Origin of the sequence: Pseudomonas flexibilis (assembly GCF_000802425.1) — a bacterium.
GTDB classification, from domain to species: Bacteria; Pseudomonadota; Gammaproteobacteria; order Pseudomonadales; family Pseudomonadaceae; genus Serpens; species Serpens flexibilis.
Window position 1 is genome coordinate 18,279 of record NZ_JRUD01000027.1, and the last position, 16,247, is coordinate 34,525.

Below are 16,247 nucleotides of genomic sequence, written 5' to 3' on the forward strand. Positions count from 1 at the left end.
CCCGGGTGCGCGCCTTGAGTCTCACCACCAGCCGCTGGATTTGCCGCTGGGCAGCAGGCCCGGTCGTTCGACCGGGATGGGTGGCTGGGGACGGGCGGGCTGTACGGTGAAGCGCAGGCCGCCGAAGAAGGTGTGGGCATGCACCTTGCGGCCGTCCTCACGGAAGCCCAGGCGCTCCATGAGCCGCAGCATGATGCGGTTGCGACAGTCCACCACGGCGACCGCGCGCTTGTAGCCGCGACTGCCCAGCAGTTGCCAGAGATAGTCCTGTCCGCCCAGGAACAGGGCGCTGCCCCGATGGGTCGGTGCGATCTCCAGGGCAAACAGATAAGCATCGCCGGGTGTCACCGGGAACCAGCTGCGGAAGTAATGGCCATCGTAGTAGTCGCGCGGGCTGATCCACATGAAGGCGCAGACGTCTCCGAAGGAGTCCAGTGCGGCGTAGCCGTGCAGGTCGGGCTGGGCAAGCAGGTCGGCCATCACCCCCACCTGCTCGGGGAAGTGGCGCCGAAAGGCCGGCAGCAGGCGAGGGCTGATATCCACATAGCGCCAGGCGTGCCGGCGCGGCAGCTTCATTGGCGTCTGGCTCAGCTCGCGGGCGAACCAGTGCAGCTCGTTGTGCGCATAGATGAAGCGTTCCCGGAACAGGCGCAGCGTACCCATCCATCCCTTGCGCCGCAGCTTGCGGTTGAGCTCCTGAAGTTTCATGGCTGCTCCCAGGTCAATGCGAACAGGGTTTCGCCCGGAACCTCGAAACGCCACGCGGTGTCCTCACAGCGGGGCGACGAGGGGGTGGCCCCATCGCCGAACAGGGTGAGGTGCGGAGGGTCGAGTCCCGAGCAGGGGGTGCCGTCCAGATCGAAGCGCACCTGCTGGTTGCGGGCTACCTTGTTCACCCCCAGCAGATTCATCCTGACGCCGCTGCGCATGGCCAGGGCATCGATCTCGAAGGCGTCGTTGTCGAGCTTGAGCACCTGATCACCCCAGTGCTCGAGCATGAACACCATGGCCTGCCCGACCGGCCGCAGGCTGTAGCGATCACCGGCCTCCAGCTTCAGCAGGCCTTTGAAGTGATGGTCGTCGTCGGCGAGCAGGAACCAGTTGAGCATGTCCAGCAAGCCATCCTGCGAGGCCTGGATGGCCACCGAGGCCCACCACAGCGCGGCGAACCGGGTTTCCTGCTCGTAGGGGCTGACGGTATTGCCGCTGGACAGATTGGTCTGGTCGATCAGCAGGGCCTTGCGGGGTCGCCCTTGAGGGGTGTAGCCGACCAGGTCGGCGGCCTGGCGCACGCTGTAGCGGTACCACTCGGTGGCGCGCAGGTCGCGTATGAACCATTCGTGCCAGGCCAGCGCGTCGATCAGCGGCTCATGCTCGGCCAGCAATCGGGCCGCCCAGTCCAGGCCGCGCCGGTCTCGTGCGCCCTGCATGGTGGGGCCGTTGACCAGTCGGGAGGACGCCGGCATGGCGATGCGGATACCCGCCGCCTGGGCGCGCGGGTCGTCGCGCACCTGTCGCGCCATCTGGGCGAAGTAGCGTGAGAACGCCGCATAGCTGGGGTAGTTGAGGTTGGGCTCGTCCGCTGGCGACAGGTAATGGATCCCCCCCTTGCCCAGGCTGATGGTGCTGTCCAGCCAGGCCTTCAGGCCGGCTCGGCTGGTGGCGTCGAAGTCCAGCAGGTGCACGCGCCCGGTCTTGGCCATCAGCGTAATGTCGTGGTCGATGCCGTAGCGGTGCCGGTACTGGGGGCGGAAGCGCTGTTCGTGTGCCGGGTTGCGCGCCATCACGTTGACGAAGCTGTAGTGGCCGGCCGTCTGCGGACGCAGCTCGCCCATCAACTGGGCATCCTCCGGCAACGTGTAGGGAAGCCCGATGCCCAGGCGCGCCGGCGGGCCAACCACGCTGTCGCGCAACGTCAGGTTGACGCGACCCTCGGCCTGGCTGGGGCGACGTTGCAGGTCCTCGGGGCGCTGGGCGAACAGGTTGTCGGTGTTGTCCAGCCAGAAGGCGGCCTTGCCCGTGCCAACGAGGCGCAGGCGCCAGATTTCGTCGCGCTCGGATACCGGCAGGGAGAGCAGATCGTGGCGCGGGTACAGGCCGTGGCGCCTGAGCTGCAGCGTCAGGGCCTTGCCGTCGCTCAGGCGTTCGGCGTGCAACGCCCTGACCCCGTCATGGTGCTTACCGCCCAGCTGGGCGCCGACCCCGGCCGGAACGCGGAAATACAGCTCCAGCTCGCGGCCGGTTTCCAGGCTGAAGTGGTGCTTGACGGGTTCGAACAGCGAGGCGGCCGTGTCGGGATGGCGGACCCGGTAGTGGCGGAAGCTATAGCCGGGAATCTCCAGACGATAGCCGTCGTCGTCGGGCTTTATCCGCCATTCGCGTCGTCCCTGCACTTCTTCGGCAGGGATTGCGAAGCGTTGCACCAGCTGCCCGTTGCCGCGTTGCAGATACAGCTGCTCCTGATTGGCATCGGCTTGCCAGGCCGGGCTCCATTCGATGTGCAGCAGTTCCTCCCGAGTGGGCCAGACATGTACCGCGCCGTCGCGGATGCCCGACCATTCCAGCGCCAGGGAGAGGGAGGGAAGGCTGCTGAGCAGCAGCCCGATCAGAGCCCGCCGGGTTCGCATGCCGACCTCCGTGCCAGCAGATGGGAAGAAAGGAAGCCAATGTCGCTGGGCAGAATCAGCAGGGTCTTGCCGACGGGTACCCGGCTGAGCCGGGTATAGAGCACCAGCATGGACAACGTGAGGACACTGTAGGCGGTGGATGAGGCGATTGCCGCTCCAACGATGCCCATCTGCGGAATCAGCACCGCGTTCATGGCCAGGTTGAGCGCGGCGGCGAAGCCGGCCATCCACGACAGGGTCCCGGGGCGACCCTTGCCGACCAGGTCCAGGTGCAGAATGCTGGCGTAACAGAGGCTGAAGATGCCCGGCAGCAACGCGAGCAGGGCCGGGTAGGCCGGCCGATAGGCCTCGCCGAACAGCAGCACGATCAGCCATTCGCCCAGCACCGCCATGCCCAGGCAGGCGCCGAGCATGGCCGTGCCGGTCAGGCGCAGGGCCAGGGGGGTCAGTTCGTCGATGCCCTCGCCCTGCTGCAGCAGTTTTTTCATCAGGGGCGTGGTCACCGCCTCCGGCACGATGATCAGCAGTTCGGCCGCCGCGCTCGCCATGGCGTAATAGCCCAGTGCGGTGCTGTCGAGCATGAGGCCGATCAGCAGGTAATCGGCGCGCATCAGCAACTGCTGAAAGAGGATGTCCGGGTGGCTCTTGCCACCGATGCTGAGCATCTCCCGGCGGCTTTCGCGGTTCCAACGCAGGTGCAGGTCATGGAAGCGCGCCAGCAGACACAGGCCGACCACGACTGCCAGCGACAGCCCGCCGATCCAGCTGATCACCGCCGCCTCCAGCGCCATGTCCTGCCAGATCCAGAACAACGCCAGGAACAGCGCGAGCGGGGTCAGGGATTCAATCAGGCGCAGGCTGTTGAAGGCGCCCACGCGGCCATCGGCGTTGTGCAGATTGAACAGCGCGCTTTTCAGTACGAACAGGGGCACCACCAGCAACAGCAGCCAGGCCAGCAGGCCCAGCTCCTGGGCCAGGTCCAGATCCTGGCCGAGGCTGCGCAGCAGGACGACACCCACCAGGGTGGCCAGCGCCGAGAACAGGCAGCCATACACCAGCACCAGGGCCAGCAGGGCGCCCATCGGACGCTGGCGCGCCGATTGATAGCCGAGCGCCGTGTTCAGACCGCCGCTGGTGATGCCGCCGATCATTTCCGGCATGGCGCTGAGCAATGCGAACAGGCCCCGGTCGGCGGGGCCGAGAATGCGTGCCAGCAGGATGTTACGTGCCAGGCGCAGCACCAGCATGGCCAGGCTGGTGCCCACGCTCTGCAGCATCTGGCGCAGGAAGTGGCGCTTGCTCATGCCCGCTCACCCTGCATCATTCGCCAGGCCAGCAACGACGGTCGAACGGCATTCAGCTGGCTGACACCGATACGTGGCAACGCCAGGCTGTCGTCCCGGCCGCTGAACAGGCCGGGCCGGGTACTCAGGGCATAGCGGTAACGGTGGCTGCCGAGCCGGCGCCTCACGGTTTCGTCATGGTCGCCATTGGGATAGCAATACACCGGCAGCGGGTTGCGGCAGCGCTGTTGCAGCAGCGCAGTGCTGTCGTGCAGTTCCCGTTCCAACTGCTGCGCGTCGAGCTGGGTGAGGATGCTGTGGCTGGCGCCATGGGGGCCGAAACGCACCAGGCCGGAGGCTTCCAGGGTGCGCACCTGCTCCCAGTCGAGGGCATGGGGCTCGGCATCCGCCGGACAGCTGTCGGCCAGGGCCTGCAGGGCGCCGCCCGGCAGCCGCTTGAGGCTTTGCAGGAACAGGCCCAGGGCGGTGCTGCGCGTCAGTGGGTCGCTGGCGTCGAGAATGGCCGGTGGGGGTGATGCGCCCATCTCGCGCAGACGGGTGCAGAGCTGTCCGCAGGCGGCCGTGCCGTGCCGGCCCCAGAGTGTTTCCCCAAGGCTTTCCCACCAGAAGTGGCGTCGCGTGCCGATGAAGTCGGTGGACAGGAAGATGCTGGCCGGCACTTCGTAGCGCTGCAACAGCGGAAAGGCCTGGCTGGCGTTGTCTCGCCAGCCGTCATCGAAGGTCAGCGCCACGCGCAGGCGATCCGAAGGTCCGGCATGCGGGTCGAGCAGCTCCATGAGGGGCACGCACTCGAAGTGGCTGCGCAACCAGCGCAACAGCCTTTCGAAGGCCGGACTGCCGATGCACAGTTCCCGGCGGTGCGGCAGGGCGGCTTCCCGGTCGTCCGGAATGACCCGGTGCAGCATGAGAATGACGCCCTCGGCCTGCTGGCGTCGGGACAGGGGGTTGTGCAGATAGCACCAGCCGGCACCGGCCTTGAGAGCCTGTTTCAAATTCATGGAGGTTACTCAGCGATTCTGTTGCGGATTCCACTGGCTGAAGCGTTGGCCACTGGCGAAGTGCCAGACGCCGGCGCCGATGGCGGTGAGGGTGACCAGCACGTAGGCGGCCAGGCGGAAGGGCTTCGGCAGGCGGTGATGACGGCCCAGCAGGCCGACCAGGGCGACGGCGTAGCCGCTCAGCTGGGCGAGCAGCGTGAAGCGATAGAACGCGCCGCTGTCCCAGAGCCAGAGATTGCTGAGCAGCAGCGGAATCAGCAGGATCGGCACCAGGCGGCGGAGCAGCTTGTGGGTCAGCAGGCCGATGGCGAAGAAGCCGTGGCGACGCGGATCGAGCAATTCGCGGCGGCGCACCAGGCTCTGCAGGCCCTGGGTGGTGATGCGGTGCCGGCGTCGGAACTGGTTGCCGGCGGTTTCCACGCCGGTATCCACGACCCGGGCGTTTTCGGCGAAGACGATCTGCCGGCCGGCCACCGAGGCGCAGGTGGTCAGGAAGAAGTCGTCGGTCACATCGCCCGGCACGGGCTGGAACAGTTCGCGGCGCAGCGCCTGCAATCCGCCATCGGCGGAGGCCATGCAGCCGGTACGGCTTTCCAGGCGGCGCAGCCAGGACTCGTAGGCGCGGTAGAGGCGGTCGCCGATGGCCAGGGCCCGGCCGGACGAGGGAATGGCCACGTTGCCGGCCACGGCGCCGACGCGGGGATCGGCAAATGGCTGCACCAGCTGCGCCAGGGTGTCCGGCTCCCAGAGCGTGTCGGCATCGCTGAACACCAGGATATCGCCGTCGGCAACCGACACCGCCCCGTTCAGGGCCTCGGCCTTGCCGCCGCGGGGCAGGTCCAGGACGCGGATGTCGTGGTCGGGATGCTCGTCGGCGAAGCGTTGAGCCAGCGACACGGTGGCGTCGCTGGAGCCATCGCTGGCGATGATGATCTGGCACAACTCGTGCGGGTAATCGGCGTCGAGCAGCGATTGCAGTTTGGCCTGCATGTGCCGCTCCTCGTTGTAGGCGGCGACTATCAGGCTTACCCGCGGGCGCTCGGCGGGGAGCGCCATGCGGGGCGGCGGCTGCAGCAAGCCGTAGAGCGCCAGTAGGGCGGGATAGCCCAGGTAGGCAAAGAAGGGCAGGAAAAGGCAGAGCCAGAACAGTGCTTCAGCCACGTGAGGGCCTCCGTGCGGTCAAGTCCAGGAATCCGAGCAGCAGGGCCAGTCCGGCCACGTGCATGCGCAGCCAGTGCAGCAGCAGCAGACGCAGCGCCAGCAGCGGGCGTCGGCGGTTGTAGCGATGGCGCAGTGTCAGCAGGGCGGCTGGCAACCAGCCGAGGGCGAAGACGCCCAGAGCCGTCAGCGGCTGACCAAGCAGCAGGAGGAGCAGTGCGAATGCGGTAACCGCCCAGTGGCCAGCCGCCAGCAGTGGAAAGCGCAGCAGGCGTGGATTGAGCTGGTTGCCACGCAGCAGCTGAACCAGGCTGTTCTGTCGCCAGAGCTCCTTGCCCAGCCATTCGCGCCAGCTGGTTTCAAAGCCCCAGTTGAGCACCGTGGGAGTGGGCAGGCTGAGCAGGCGGGCCCCGGCGCGGCCCAGGCGCAGGCTGAAGTCCTTGTCCTCGCCGGTGCGCAGACGCTCATCGAAGCCGCCGACCCGCTCGAACCAGTGCCGCTCCAGGCACAGGTTGGCAGTGGGGAGCCAGTCCAGCAGGGTGGCGCGATCACGCTCGGCGGCCACCTTGTGCAGCCAGGCGCGGGCGTACCAGGGCGCTTGCGGTGGCGGCTGATGGACCAGTCCGAGCACGTCGGCGCAGTCCTTCTGGCGAACGTTGTTCCATTCCAGCAGCCAGCTTTCCGGCACCTGCATGTCGGCATCGAGAAACGCCAGCCACGCGTGTCGGGAGGCCGCCGCGCCCCGGTTGCGCAGGGCGGCGATGCTGAGGCGAGGACAGTCCAGTACCCTGGCGCCGAGCTCCCGGGCGATCCGCGGACCGTCGTCGCTGGAACCGTTGTCGACGACGATCACTTCCCACTCGCACCCGGCGCGCTCGGCGGCCGCTCGCACGGCCTGTAGGGTGCGGGTGATGTGCCGAGCCTCGTTGAACATCGGGATGACGACGCTGATGGCCTGGCTCATGCGGGACGTGCCTCCGGCAGGGTGGCCGCCGCGGTCGCCTCGGTGGTTTCCAGGCGCATGCCGCTGGAGATGGCCAGCAGGATCCACAGCAGCTTGCTGTTGGGGATGCTCAGGAACAGCAGGAACACGCTCAGGGCCAGAAACGTCAGCCCCATGAAGGCCGCCAGCTGCGCGCGATGGTTGTCGCCAGCCTGGAGCCAGTGCGCGCGGGCGTGCTGAAAGTTCTTCAGGCCAAGCAGCACCAGGGCGATGAACAGCAGGCCACCGGGCAGGCCGACCTCGCTGAGCATGCCCATATAGGTGTTGTGGGCGACCCGGTGCAGGTTGGGGTCATTGGGGCTGAGGGAGAAAGCCACGGCGAAGCCCGACTCGGCGTATTCCAGCGGGAAGGTGCCCGGCCCCGAACCGAGCAACGGATGCTCGGCAATCACCTGGCTGCCGACGACCAGATAGGAGGTGCGGCGGCCCAGAGAGGGGTCGTCGTAGGAACGCACTCCCTGCTTGATGAAGGCCAGGGTCTTGACCCGCTCGACGTACTCATCGGGCAATGCCTGGAAGGCCAGCGGGGCGCCGATCATCAGCGCCAGTAGAATGAAGCCGAAGTGGCGCGGCTGGATGTAGCGGCGGTAGGCGCGAAAGTGCCAGAGCGCCCCCAACAGGCAGAGCAGGAAGATCAGGAAGCCCGAACGCGAGCCGGTCTTGGTCAGGCCGAAGATCAGGAACACCATCAGGCCCAGCCAGAACAGGCGCATCAGCAGATGGCGGGCGCGCAGGGCCAGCAGCAGTGCGGGCGGAATGGCGGTGGTCAGCAGCAGGGCGAAATAGTTGGGATCGGTGAGCAATCCCAGGGAGCGGCCGGTGCGCTCGTCGATGTTGTCCAGCGCGATGACGCCGCTGACGCTGACGCCTAGCACCATCAGACGGGCCAGCCAGAGCAGGTCGAGCTCCTTGTAGAGCAGCAGGGTCAGGCCGAACAGTGACAGGCCGACCGACAGCTGGCGCAGGGTTTCCAGCGACAGGGGAATGTGCCGGCTGTAGAGAATGCTCAGCACATAGCAGAACAGAAATGGCAGCAGCAGCTTCCACAGGTTGCTGCGCAGGCGCTGCTCGGGCAGCTGGCGCAGCAGCAGCTGCAAGGCCACCACCAGGATCAGGGTGTAGCCCACCAGCTTGCCGCCGGTGATGGCGCTGCCCTCCGGGAACAGGCCCTCGACCGGAATCATCGCCACCAGACCGAGAATGCCCCAGGCGGGATGCTTGTACAGCACGCCGAGCGCGATCAGTGCGGGCGCCAGCAGCGGCGCCACGAACGGCAGGGGACCGGCCAACAGGACGGCGATGGTCAGGCCGAGCAGCAGGGACAGCGGAAGTATCAATGCCATGAAGGGTTTCCCGCGCGACGATAGAGCTGGTCCCAGCGTGCGGTCTGGCCAGGTAGGTGAAAGCGTTCCTGCTGAACCTGACGGGCCCGTTCGGCCAGGCGCTGGCGCAGCAACGGGTCGTTGAGCAGGCGTTCGGTCTGGGTGATCAGGTCGGGCAGATCCTCGGCCGGACTGAGCAGTGCGGACTGCTCATGGACGAGCACGTCGGGAATCCCGCCTACCGCGAAGGTGGCGATGGGAGTACCGAGCTGCATGGCTTCCAGCAGCACCATGGGCGTTCCCTCGGTCCGCGAGCTGAGGACCAGCACGGTCAGCGCGCTCAGCCAGTCGGTCATCCGCTCCTGGTAGCCGGGGAGCAGGATGCGTCCGCAGAGGCCGGACGCCGCGATGCGTGCTTCGAGTTCTGCGCGCTGCGGACCTTCACCCAGCAGTACCACTGACAGCGCCGGATGGCGTCGACACAGCGCGATGGCCAGCTCGACGAACAGGTCCGGTCCCTTTTCCAGGCTGAGCCGACCGACGAAGCCCAGCAGCGGCGCCGGTGGGGCTGCAGCCGGACGTCCGACCGGTTGTCCAGCACTTGCCGGCAGGCCATTGGGCAGCACATGCAGCTTGTGTCCGCGCACGCCGGCCTTGCGCAACAGGCGGGCAATGCTGTCGGCTACACAGACCACCGCCTTCACCTGCGGTGTGCGGCATAGCTGCAGGGTCAGCCAGGTGTATACGCGCTGCTTGCGGTTGCTGGGCGTGAAGCCGTGCTGGGTGGCGATCAGCGGCAGGCCGAAACGGCAAGCGGCCAGCCAGCCGAGCACCAGGCCCTTGAAACCGTGGGCGTTGATCAGCAGCCGGGGGCCGGCCGGGTCAAATTGCGTCTGACGTATGGCCTGCAGCAATTCGCGCAGCCCGCCGCCGCAGCGGCGGATCTCCACGCCGGCTGCGGCGAAACGCTGGAACAGGCTGTCGGGACCGCTGAGCAGCCACACCTGATGTTTCCCCGGCACATGCAGGCAGTGGTCGAGCAGCATGCGCTCCAGTCCGTAGAAACCGCCGCTGCCGAGCAGGTGCACGATGCGCTGTGGCGCGTCCCGTGTTGCGGTCAGCTGGCAGCCCAGTGCCGAATCCATGGCAGACGTCCTGTCTTGTGCGGGTCGGTTTGGTCGGGATCATCGGCGTCGATGGTCATGAGTACCGGCAGGCCCAGCTGCTCACCGACCTGACCCGGGTGCTTGAAGCGGTGATCGAAGAACTCGCGGATGTAGCCCAGGGCGATGGCCAGGAGCAGTCCGGTCAGCAAGCCCAGCGGAATGACCTTGGAGGGCACCGGGAAGGTGGCTTCGGTGGGTTCGAACGGCCGCGTCAGGATGCGCGCATTGGACAGGGCACCCAGCACGTCACTGGTTCGGCTTTCTTCGTAGCGCTGGGTATAGGCGAAGAACGCCTGATGCAGCGCCTCGATCTCCGTGTTCAGCTGGCGCAGTTGCGACTGGATGCCCTGCAGATCGCGGATGCGGCTCTTGTATTCGGCGACGCGCTCGCTTTTCTGGGCGATCACCCCGGTGACGATTTCCTGATTCTTCTCCCGCTCCTGGATCCGGTTCCTCACCACCTGCAGGAACTGCTGGCGGGCGCGCTGGATCTGCGCGCGCAGGGTCTGCATCGGTACGCTGTCGGCCTGGAAGATGTCGCTTTCGGTGCCGTACTGGCTGACCAGCTCGATCAGGCGGTCACCGAGCTGGCGGATCTCGCGGTCGTCGTAGGTGGCGTTCTCCAGAGTCTGGGCGAAGGTGTAGGGGAAGCTGTAGTCGTTCAGGCGTGCCTGGCTGGCCACGTTGAGGCTCTTCTGCAGGTAGTCGAGCCAGCGGTTGCCTTCCAGTGCCCGGTCCCGGTACTGGCTGAGGTTCAGCTCTTCCTGGTTGATGGCGCTGAGCAGGAAGGTGATCTCCTCGTCCGGGTTGGCGGCCTTGGCGCCTTCCAGCAGGGTCAGGCGTTGCTCTTCCAGGCCCTTCAGGCGTTCCTGGTACTGCAGTTTCTTCTGCTCGTAGAAGTCCAGGGGCAGGTCGTTCGAGTACAGCTCCTGGCGATGGATCAGGTAGGTGTCCAGCAGGCGATTGATCAGCAGCGTGCCGAACACCGGCTCGCCGGCGCTGTAGGCAACGCTGATCACGTTCGAGCCGGGCAGGGTCTGAATCTCCAGGTCTTCCAGCACCATCATGGCCAGCGCATCGAGCAGGTTGTCGCGGATCGGCTCGACCTCCATGCCGAACAGCTCGCGCAGCGGATTAAGCACATGGGCCTGGAAGGGCTCGCTGACATGGCGGCGCCAGGGATCGCTCACCCAGCGTTGTAGCAGCCCCGGCTCCTCCTGGAAGTGCCCTTCGGCATACAGCTGCTCGACGGTGCGGCGAACCAGCGCCGGCGAGCGCAGGATGCTGCTTTCGGTTTCCATGTCGATCAGGGTCGGCGGCACGAACACGTCGCTGAGCTTGTTCAGCGCGCCGCCGCTGGGATCCATCTGGGGAAGCTTCTTCGACTGCACCAGCACTTCCGCAGTGATGTCGAAGGTCGGCTTGGCCAGCACCGGGATCAGCAGGGTGATCGCGGCGAAGAACAGGAACACCCGCTTGATCAGCCGTTGGTTGGCAAAAAATATCCGCAGGAATTCATGCAGGTAGTTTTCGGTCTGGTTCATGACGTCTAGTCGTTCCCGTTGTTGACTTCATAGCTGAAGCCGAAGTTGAAGCCACTGAAGAGGATCAGGTCGGACAGCTGGCGGATGGTGTCGCCGGCCTCGGCCAACCCGGTCTTGGGGATGAACAGAAGGTCGTCGGGCTGCAGGTAGGCCATCGCTGCGGCCTTGTCCTTGAGTACCGACTTGATGTCGTAGGTGCGGGTGATGACCTGTTCGCCCTGGCGATTGACCACCATCACCTCGCTGAGGTTGGAGCGCGGGGTATAGCCGCGGGCCAGGGTAAGCGCCTCGAGCACCGAGATCGGGCGGCGGACCGCATAGGCCCCCGGCTGGCCCACCTCGCCGAGGACGAAGACCTCGTTGGCCGCGCTGCTCTTGAGCAGCACGTCCACCTTCAGCGGGCCGACCTCCGAGGCATAGCGGCGGCTGAGGGTCTTCTGCAGCTCGTCGAGGGTGACACCCGACAGTGTCATGCTGCCCAGCATGGGGAAGGTCGCCCGGCCGTCCGGGCCGATGGTGATGTCACGGCTCATGCCGCTGCCGGGACTGAACAGGGTGTCGCGCAGGTTCTGCAGGTTGCTCTGGGCCCGGGGTACCGAGGCGGAGATGATCGGGTTGCGCAGGGTCTGGGCATACAGCTCGGTCAGCTTGGCCTCGACTTCCTTGACGGTCAGGCCGGTGACCTTCACCGAACCCACGTACTCGAGGCTGACCGTGCCGTCCGGCATGACCGTCTTCGAGCCGCTCATGCCTCGGGCGGAGATGAAGTTCAGGTCCAACTGGTCGCCGCTCTGGATGCGGTAGGCGGCGTTGGAGTCCAGTGCGATGTGGTAGATCACCTCCAGCACGTCATGTGGGCGCAGTACCTGCCGGATCGGCAGGATCTCGGTGCGCCCGGCCATCTCCTCGGGGGCGGAGAGGATCTGGGCCTGCATGATGCGCTCCTGGCTGCTGCAGCCCAGCAGGGTGCCCAGCAGCAGAGCTGATGCGAGTCCTTTCGTGACGTTCATCCTTGTCTCCCTCACAGATAGCGATACAGCCATTTCGGCGTGTAGTAACGACGTGCGTTGAAAATGCTGCCCAGCAGATTGGCATTGGCCTGGCGCAGGCGCTGGACGGCAGCCTGGGCGACTTCCCAGCGGGTTTCCTCGCCACGCACCACCAGAATCACGCCGTCGACCCGTGCGGCCAGGCCGAGGCTGTAGCTGCTGGAATAGATGGCTTCGCCATCGATCACCACGAAGCGGTAGCCCGCGGAGAGCACGCTGAACAGCTGGGGAATCTGCTCGTGCAGCAGATGCCTGCCATGCCCATGGGGAACGCCCAGTGGCAACAGATCGAAAGGCAGGTCGGGGTGCGGGTACACGCACTGGTTCAGCAGCCCCGGCATATCGTCGCTGGCCAGCAGATCAAGCAGTCCGGGCGATCCGTTGAGCTGGTACAGGGAGGTCAGTCCGCGGGGTGACGGGCTGGCATCCACCAGCAGCACTCTGCCGGCGCTGGACATGGCCAGCTGTTGCGCGAGCGTCAGCGCGCTGGTGGTCCCGCCGCAGCCGGCGTTGGGCGCCGTGATCAGCAGCGTACGGCAGGCCGGGTTCAGGACCGTGGCGATGAGGTTGCTCTCGCTGGCTTCGAGAATGGGTTTGTCACGCTCCACGGGGAGCCCGACTTCGTTGGCGCTGAGCATTTTCATGGACGGCTGCTCCAGATAAAAAACGAGGCGATTGAGGGGCTAGCCGGCGCCATGGCCGGAAAGCACCTTGGCGGGGGTCTTGAGTAGGATCTGCAGATCCTGCAGCGGCCCCTGCTGGTGGATGTATTGCATGTCCAGGTTCACGCGGTCGTCGAAATCGACGTCGCTGCGCCCGGAGATCTGCCAGAGCCCGGTCATGCCCGGATAGGTGCTGAGCCGCCCGAGGTGGTGGCGGTGGTAGCGCGAGGCGTTGAAGGAGGTGGGGCGCGGTCCGACCAAGCGCATGTCGCCGAGCACCACGTTCACCAGGTTGGGCAGTTCGTCGAGGCTGGTCTTGCGCAGCCAGCGACCGATCGGGGTGACCCGCGGGTCGTTGTCGATCTTGAAGTCGACCGAATCGGCACCGTGCTTGTTGAGATGGCGCAGGGACTCCTTGAGCGCCTCGGCGTTGGCCACCATGGTGCGGAACTTGATCATGCCGAAGCGCCTACCGCGGTAGCCGGTGCGTTGTTGCACGAAGAACACCGGGCCGGGGCTGTGGTGCTTGATCAGCAAGGCGATGCCGAGCAGTAAGGGGGAGAGCACCAGCAGCAGCAGGAGGGCGCCGCCGGCGTCCAGCCAGCGCTTGGTATGCGACAGGTTCCAGGGCCGGCCACCGGCGCGCCCCGTGATCCAGCCCCGATCCTGGATATAGAGACTTTCGCCGATCGTCTTGCGCAGTGCAGGATCAAGGCGCTTTTCGCGGGTTCCCAGCAGCGGTTTGCTATGCGAAGCAGTCATGCCGAACGGTCTCCTCAACGAGTCAGGGCGATCTGCCCGGGCGAAACGGCGCCGGATCGGGCAGATGCGTCCGGGTGGTAGTAGGCGCGAAACCACTCCACGAACCGGGCGATTCCCTCGTCGAGGCCGATCCGTGGCGAAAAACCAGTCAGTTGCTGTAGCTCGCCGGCATCCGCGCAGGTACTCAGCACGTCACCGGGTTGCAGGGGCCTGAGTTGTACCTGTGCCTTCTGCCCAAGGTGTTTTTCCAGGGTTGCGACGTACTCCAGCAGCTCCACAGGCGATTGGCCGCCGATGTTGAGCAGGCGCCAGGGCGCCATGCTGCTGGCCGGGTCGGGCCGGTCTCGGTCCCATGCGGAGTCCGGGCTCGGCGGATGGTCGAGCAGGCGCACCAGGCCCTCGACGATGTCGTCGATGTAGGTGAAGTCGCGCTGATGCTGGCCGTGGTTGAACAGCTGCAGGGGCTGCCCCGTGCTGATGGCGCGGGCGAACTGGACGGGGGACATATCCGGTCGGCCCCAGGGACCGTACACGGTGAAGAAGCGCAGCCCGGTGCAGGGAATGCCGAACAGGTGACTGTAGGCGTGAGCCATCGCCTCGTTGGCCTTCTTGGTCGCCGCATACAGCGAGAGCGGATGGTCGACCGGATGGTGCACCGAATAGGGCGTGTGCTGGTTGGCGCCGTATACCGAGCTGGACGAGGCGTACAGCAGGTGTTCCACGGGGTTGGCGCGGCAACCTTCGAGAATGTTCAGGAACGCTTCGATGTTGCTGCGGGTGTAGGCGCGCGGGTGGCTGAGCGAATGCCTGACGCCGGCCTGGGCGGCCAGGTGGATGACGGCATCGGGCTGGACCTCCGCGAATACCTCGGCGGTGGCGGAGGCATCCGCCAGGTCGAGGCGCAGCAGCGGAAAGTCGCCCGCTTGTTCGCGCACCCACTCGACCCGAGCCTCCTTGAGGGCGGGGTCGTAGTAGTCGTTGAAATTGTCCACGCCGACCACCCGGTGACCATCGCGCAGCAGGCGCAATGCGCAATGCGCACCGATGAAGCCGGCGGCTCCTGTCAGCAGGATCTTCATTGCGGGCTCGCTTGGCTGGCGGGGGCGATGTGTGGCAGGCCGATGCCCAGATAGTGCAGGCCGGCACCTGCCACCTGGGCCGGGTTGTAGAGGTTGCGTCCGTCGACGATCAGGCGAGCGCGCAACTGGCTGGCCAGCCAGTCGAAATCCACCACACGGAACGTCTTCCATTCGGTGCAGATGACCAGGGCGTCGGCATCCAGCAGGGTGTCGTCGCGGGTCGGGCAGAGCACCAGGTCGTTGCGATGACCGTACAGGCGTCGGCATTCGGCCATGGCTTCCGGGTCATAGGCGCGCACCGTGGCGCCTTCGCGCCACAGCGCTTCCATCAGGTAGCGGCTGGGCGCTTCGCGCATGTCGTCGGTGTTGGGCTTGAAGGCCAGACCCCAGAGGGCGATTGCCTTGCCGGCCAGGCCTTCGGGGAAGTGCTGGCGCAGCTTGGCCAGCAGGATATGGCGCTGGCTGTCGTTGATGTCGCTGACGGTCTGCAGCAGGCGCAGCGGCATGCCGCTGCGTTCGGCAGTGTGCAGCAGGGCACGGATGTCCTTGGGGAAGCAGGAGCCACCGAAGCCGCAGCCGGGGTAGATGAAGTGGTAGCCGATGCGCGGGTCGGAGCCGATGCCCTTGCGCACCGCTTCGATGTCGGCGCCCAGGCGTTCGGCGAGGTTGGCCAGCTCGTTCATGAAGCTGATACGGGTGGCCAGCATGGCATTGGCGGCGTATTTGGTGAGTTCCGCGCTGCGGTTGTCCATCCACATGAGCTTGTCGTGGTTGCGACAGAACGGCGCGTAGAGCTCGGCCAACTGCGCACGGGCCTGCTCGTCCTCGGTGCCGATGATGATGCGGTCGGGGCGCATGCAGTCGGCGACCGCGCTGCCCTCCTTGAGAAACTCCGGATTGGAGACCACGCGCACCCGCAGGTGCTGCTTGCCCAGGCGGACCAGTTCGTCCCGAGCGGTCTGTTCCACCTGATGGGCGGTACCCACCGGCACGGTGGACTTTATGATCAGGGTGCGGTCGTCGGTCATCTGCGCGACGATCTCGCGGGTGACGGTCAGCACATGGCTGAGATCGGCAGAACCATCCTCGTCGGGCGGCGTGCCCACGGCAATGAAGATCAGCTCGCCATGGGTGACGGCATCGCTGGCCTGGGTGCTGAACGACAGGCGGCCGGCCTTGAGGTTGTCCTCAAGCAGGCCTGACAGGCCTGGCTCGTGGATCGTGGGGACCCCACGCTGCAGTTGCTTGATCTTGTTGGCGTCGATGTCGACGCAAACCACGCGGTGGCCGACATCGGCCATGGTAGCGGCTTGGACTAATCCTACGTAGCCGGTACCGAAAACGCTTACATCCATGTCTAGCGCCCCTTCGGCAAGGTGTGTGTTGCGCCTACAGGTATAGGTGATGGGTCCGGGAAACTGTCAAGGCAACGGACCCCCTGCAAGCGGAGCTGGGCAGCGTAGACGAGCGCAGAAAATTTGCAGGCGACGAATGGTGAAAAAAGTCGCCGGTCCCGGGCAGCTTGGAAGGCGGAGGCGAAAGCACCTAGAATTCGCGTTTTCCTTGCAGCGTG

The 16,247-nt window shown here is 66.1% G+C and carries 14 protein-coding genes; all 14 read right to left on the reverse strand.

Annotated elements, in window-relative coordinates; genetic code table 11:
- Window positions 1–21 precede the first annotated feature (21 nt).
- Genes SF06_RS15515 through SF06_RS15580 form a run of 14 tightly spaced genes read right to left on the reverse strand, consistent with a single transcriptional unit; the run spans window position 22 to window position 16,029 of the window.
- Window positions 22–708: a GNAT family N-acetyltransferase gene (locus tag SF06_RS15515; protein WP_052199848.1), complete on the reverse strand. Its 687-nt coding sequence runs from the start codon at window positions 706–708 to the stop codon at window positions 22–24.
- Window positions 705–2,627 (reverse strand): hypothetical protein, encoded by a 1,923-nt coding sequence (locus SF06_RS15520; RefSeq protein WP_039562500.1) that lies wholly within the window; start codon window positions 2,625–2,627, stop codon window positions 705–707. Before SF06_RS15520 ends, SF06_RS15515 begins: the two co-directional genes overlap by 4 nt.
- A complete protein-coding gene (locus SF06_RS15525; protein WP_027589967.1) occupies window positions 2,606–3,931 on the reverse strand; it encodes a lipopolysaccharide biosynthesis protein in 1,326 nt (441 codons plus the stop codon). Before SF06_RS15525 ends, SF06_RS15520 begins: the two co-directional genes overlap by 22 nt.
- Window positions 3,928–4,929, reverse strand: coding sequence for a polysaccharide deacetylase family protein (locus SF06_RS15530; RefSeq protein ID WP_039562503.1), 1,002 nt, complete (start codon window positions 4,927–4,929; stop codon window positions 3,928–3,930). The genes SF06_RS15525 and SF06_RS15530 overlap by 4 nt, the downstream gene beginning before the upstream one ends.
- Window positions 4,930–4,938: 9 nt before the next feature.
- Window positions 4,939–6,090: a glycosyltransferase family 2 protein gene (locus tag SF06_RS15535; protein ID WP_039562506.1), complete on the reverse strand. Its 1,152-nt coding sequence runs from the start codon at window positions 6,088–6,090 to the stop codon at window positions 4,939–4,941.
- A complete protein-coding gene (locus SF06_RS15540; protein WP_027589970.1) occupies window positions 6,083–7,051 on the reverse strand; it encodes a glycosyltransferase in 969 nt (322 codons plus the stop codon). The genes SF06_RS15535 and SF06_RS15540 overlap by 8 nt, the downstream gene beginning before the upstream one ends.
- Complete coding sequence (locus tag SF06_RS15545) at window positions 7,048–8,433, reverse strand: O-antigen ligase family protein (RefSeq protein ID WP_027589971.1); 1,386 nt, start codon at window positions 8,431–8,433, stop codon at window positions 7,048–7,050. The genes SF06_RS15540 and SF06_RS15545 overlap by 4 nt, the downstream gene beginning before the upstream one ends.
- Window positions 8,424–9,557 carry a glycosyltransferase family 4 protein gene (locus SF06_RS15550; protein ID WP_039562509.1) on the reverse strand — a complete coding sequence of 378 codons (1,134 nt, stop codon included), beginning with the start codon at window positions 9,555–9,557 and terminating at the stop codon, window positions 8,424–8,426. The genes SF06_RS15545 and SF06_RS15550 overlap by 10 nt, the downstream gene beginning before the upstream one ends.
- The gene (locus SF06_RS15555) at window positions 9,530–11,122 is read right to left on the reverse strand and encodes a GumC family protein (RefSeq protein WP_027589973.1); all 1,593 of its coding nucleotides are present in this window, start codon (window positions 11,120–11,122) and stop codon (window positions 9,530–9,532) included. The genes SF06_RS15550 and SF06_RS15555 overlap by 28 nt, the downstream gene beginning before the upstream one ends.
- A gap of 5 nt (window positions 11,123–11,127) precedes the next feature.
- The gene (locus SF06_RS15560) at window positions 11,128–12,132 is read right to left on the reverse strand and encodes a polysaccharide biosynthesis/export family protein (RefSeq protein WP_039562513.1); all 1,005 of its coding nucleotides are present in this window, start codon (window positions 12,130–12,132) and stop codon (window positions 11,128–11,130) included.
- A gap of 11 nt (window positions 12,133–12,143) precedes the next feature.
- Entirely contained in the window at window positions 12,144–12,815 is a 672-nt protein-coding gene (locus SF06_RS15565) for a CpsD/CapB family tyrosine-protein kinase (protein ID WP_037008683.1), read from the reverse strand.
- A 39-nt stretch (window positions 12,816–12,854) separates the two neighbouring features.
- Window positions 12,855–13,595 carry a sugar transferase gene (locus tag SF06_RS15570; protein WP_051587374.1) on the reverse strand — a complete coding sequence of 247 codons (741 nt, stop codon included), beginning with the start codon at window positions 13,593–13,595 and terminating at the stop codon, window positions 12,855–12,857.
- 14 nt (window positions 13,596–13,609) lie between these two features.
- On the reverse strand, window positions 13,610–14,674 hold the full coding sequence (locus tag SF06_RS15575) for an NAD-dependent epimerase (RefSeq protein ID WP_027589977.1): 1,065 nt from the start codon (window positions 14,672–14,674) through the stop codon (window positions 13,610–13,612).
- Window positions 14,671–16,029, reverse strand: coding sequence for a UDP-glucose dehydrogenase family protein (locus tag SF06_RS15580; RefSeq protein WP_027589978.1), 1,359 nt, complete (start codon window positions 16,027–16,029; stop codon window positions 14,671–14,673). Before SF06_RS15580 ends, SF06_RS15575 begins: the two co-directional genes overlap by 4 nt.
- Window positions 16,030–16,247 lie beyond the last annotated feature (218 nt).

Coding starts and splice junctions, on each gene's coding strand:
- SF06_RS15515 (WP_052199848.1), bottom strand. CDS start 708: ATGAAACTTCAGGAGCTCAACCGCAAGCTGCGGCGCAAGGGATGGATG.
- SF06_RS15520 (WP_039562500.1), bottom strand. CDS start 2,627: ATGCGAACCCGGCGGGCTCTGATCGGGCTGCTGCTCAGCAGCCTTCCC.
- SF06_RS15525 (WP_027589967.1), bottom strand. CDS start 3,931: ATGAGCAAGCGCCACTTCCTGCGCCAGATGCTGCAGAGCGTGGGCACC.
- SF06_RS15530 (WP_039562503.1), bottom strand. CDS start 4,929: ATGAATTTGAAACAGGCTCTCAAGGCCGGTGCCGGCTGGTGCTATCTG.
- SF06_RS15540 (WP_027589970.1), bottom strand. CDS start 7,051: ATGAGCCAGGCCATCAGCGTCGTCATCCCGATGTTCAACGAGGCTCGG.
- SF06_RS15545 (WP_027589971.1), bottom strand. CDS start 8,433: ATGGCATTGATACTTCCGCTGTCCCTGCTGCTCGGCCTGACCATCGCC.
- SF06_RS15550 (WP_039562509.1), bottom strand. CDS start 9,557: ATGGATTCGGCACTGGGCTGCCAGCTGACCGCAACACGGGACGCGCCA.
- SF06_RS15555 (WP_027589973.1), bottom strand. CDS start 11,122: ATGAACCAGACCGAAAACTACCTGCATGAATTCCTGCGGATATTTTTT.
- SF06_RS15560 (WP_039562513.1), bottom strand. CDS start 12,132: ATGAACGTCACGAAAGGACTCGCATCAGCTCTGCTGCTGGGCACCCTG.
- SF06_RS15565 (WP_037008683.1), bottom strand. CDS start 12,815: ATGAAAATGCTCAGCGCCAACGAAGTCGGGCTCCCCGTGGAGCGTGAC.
- SF06_RS15570 (WP_051587374.1), bottom strand. CDS start 13,595: ATGACTGCTTCGCATAGCAAACCGCTGCTGGGAACCCGCGAAAAGCGC.
- SF06_RS15575 (WP_027589977.1), bottom strand. CDS start 14,674: ATGAAGATCCTGCTGACAGGAGCCGCCGGCTTCATCGGTGCGCATTGC.
- SF06_RS15580 (WP_027589978.1), bottom strand. CDS start 16,029: ATGGATGTAAGCGTTTTCGGTACCGGCTACGTAGGATTAGTCCAAGCC.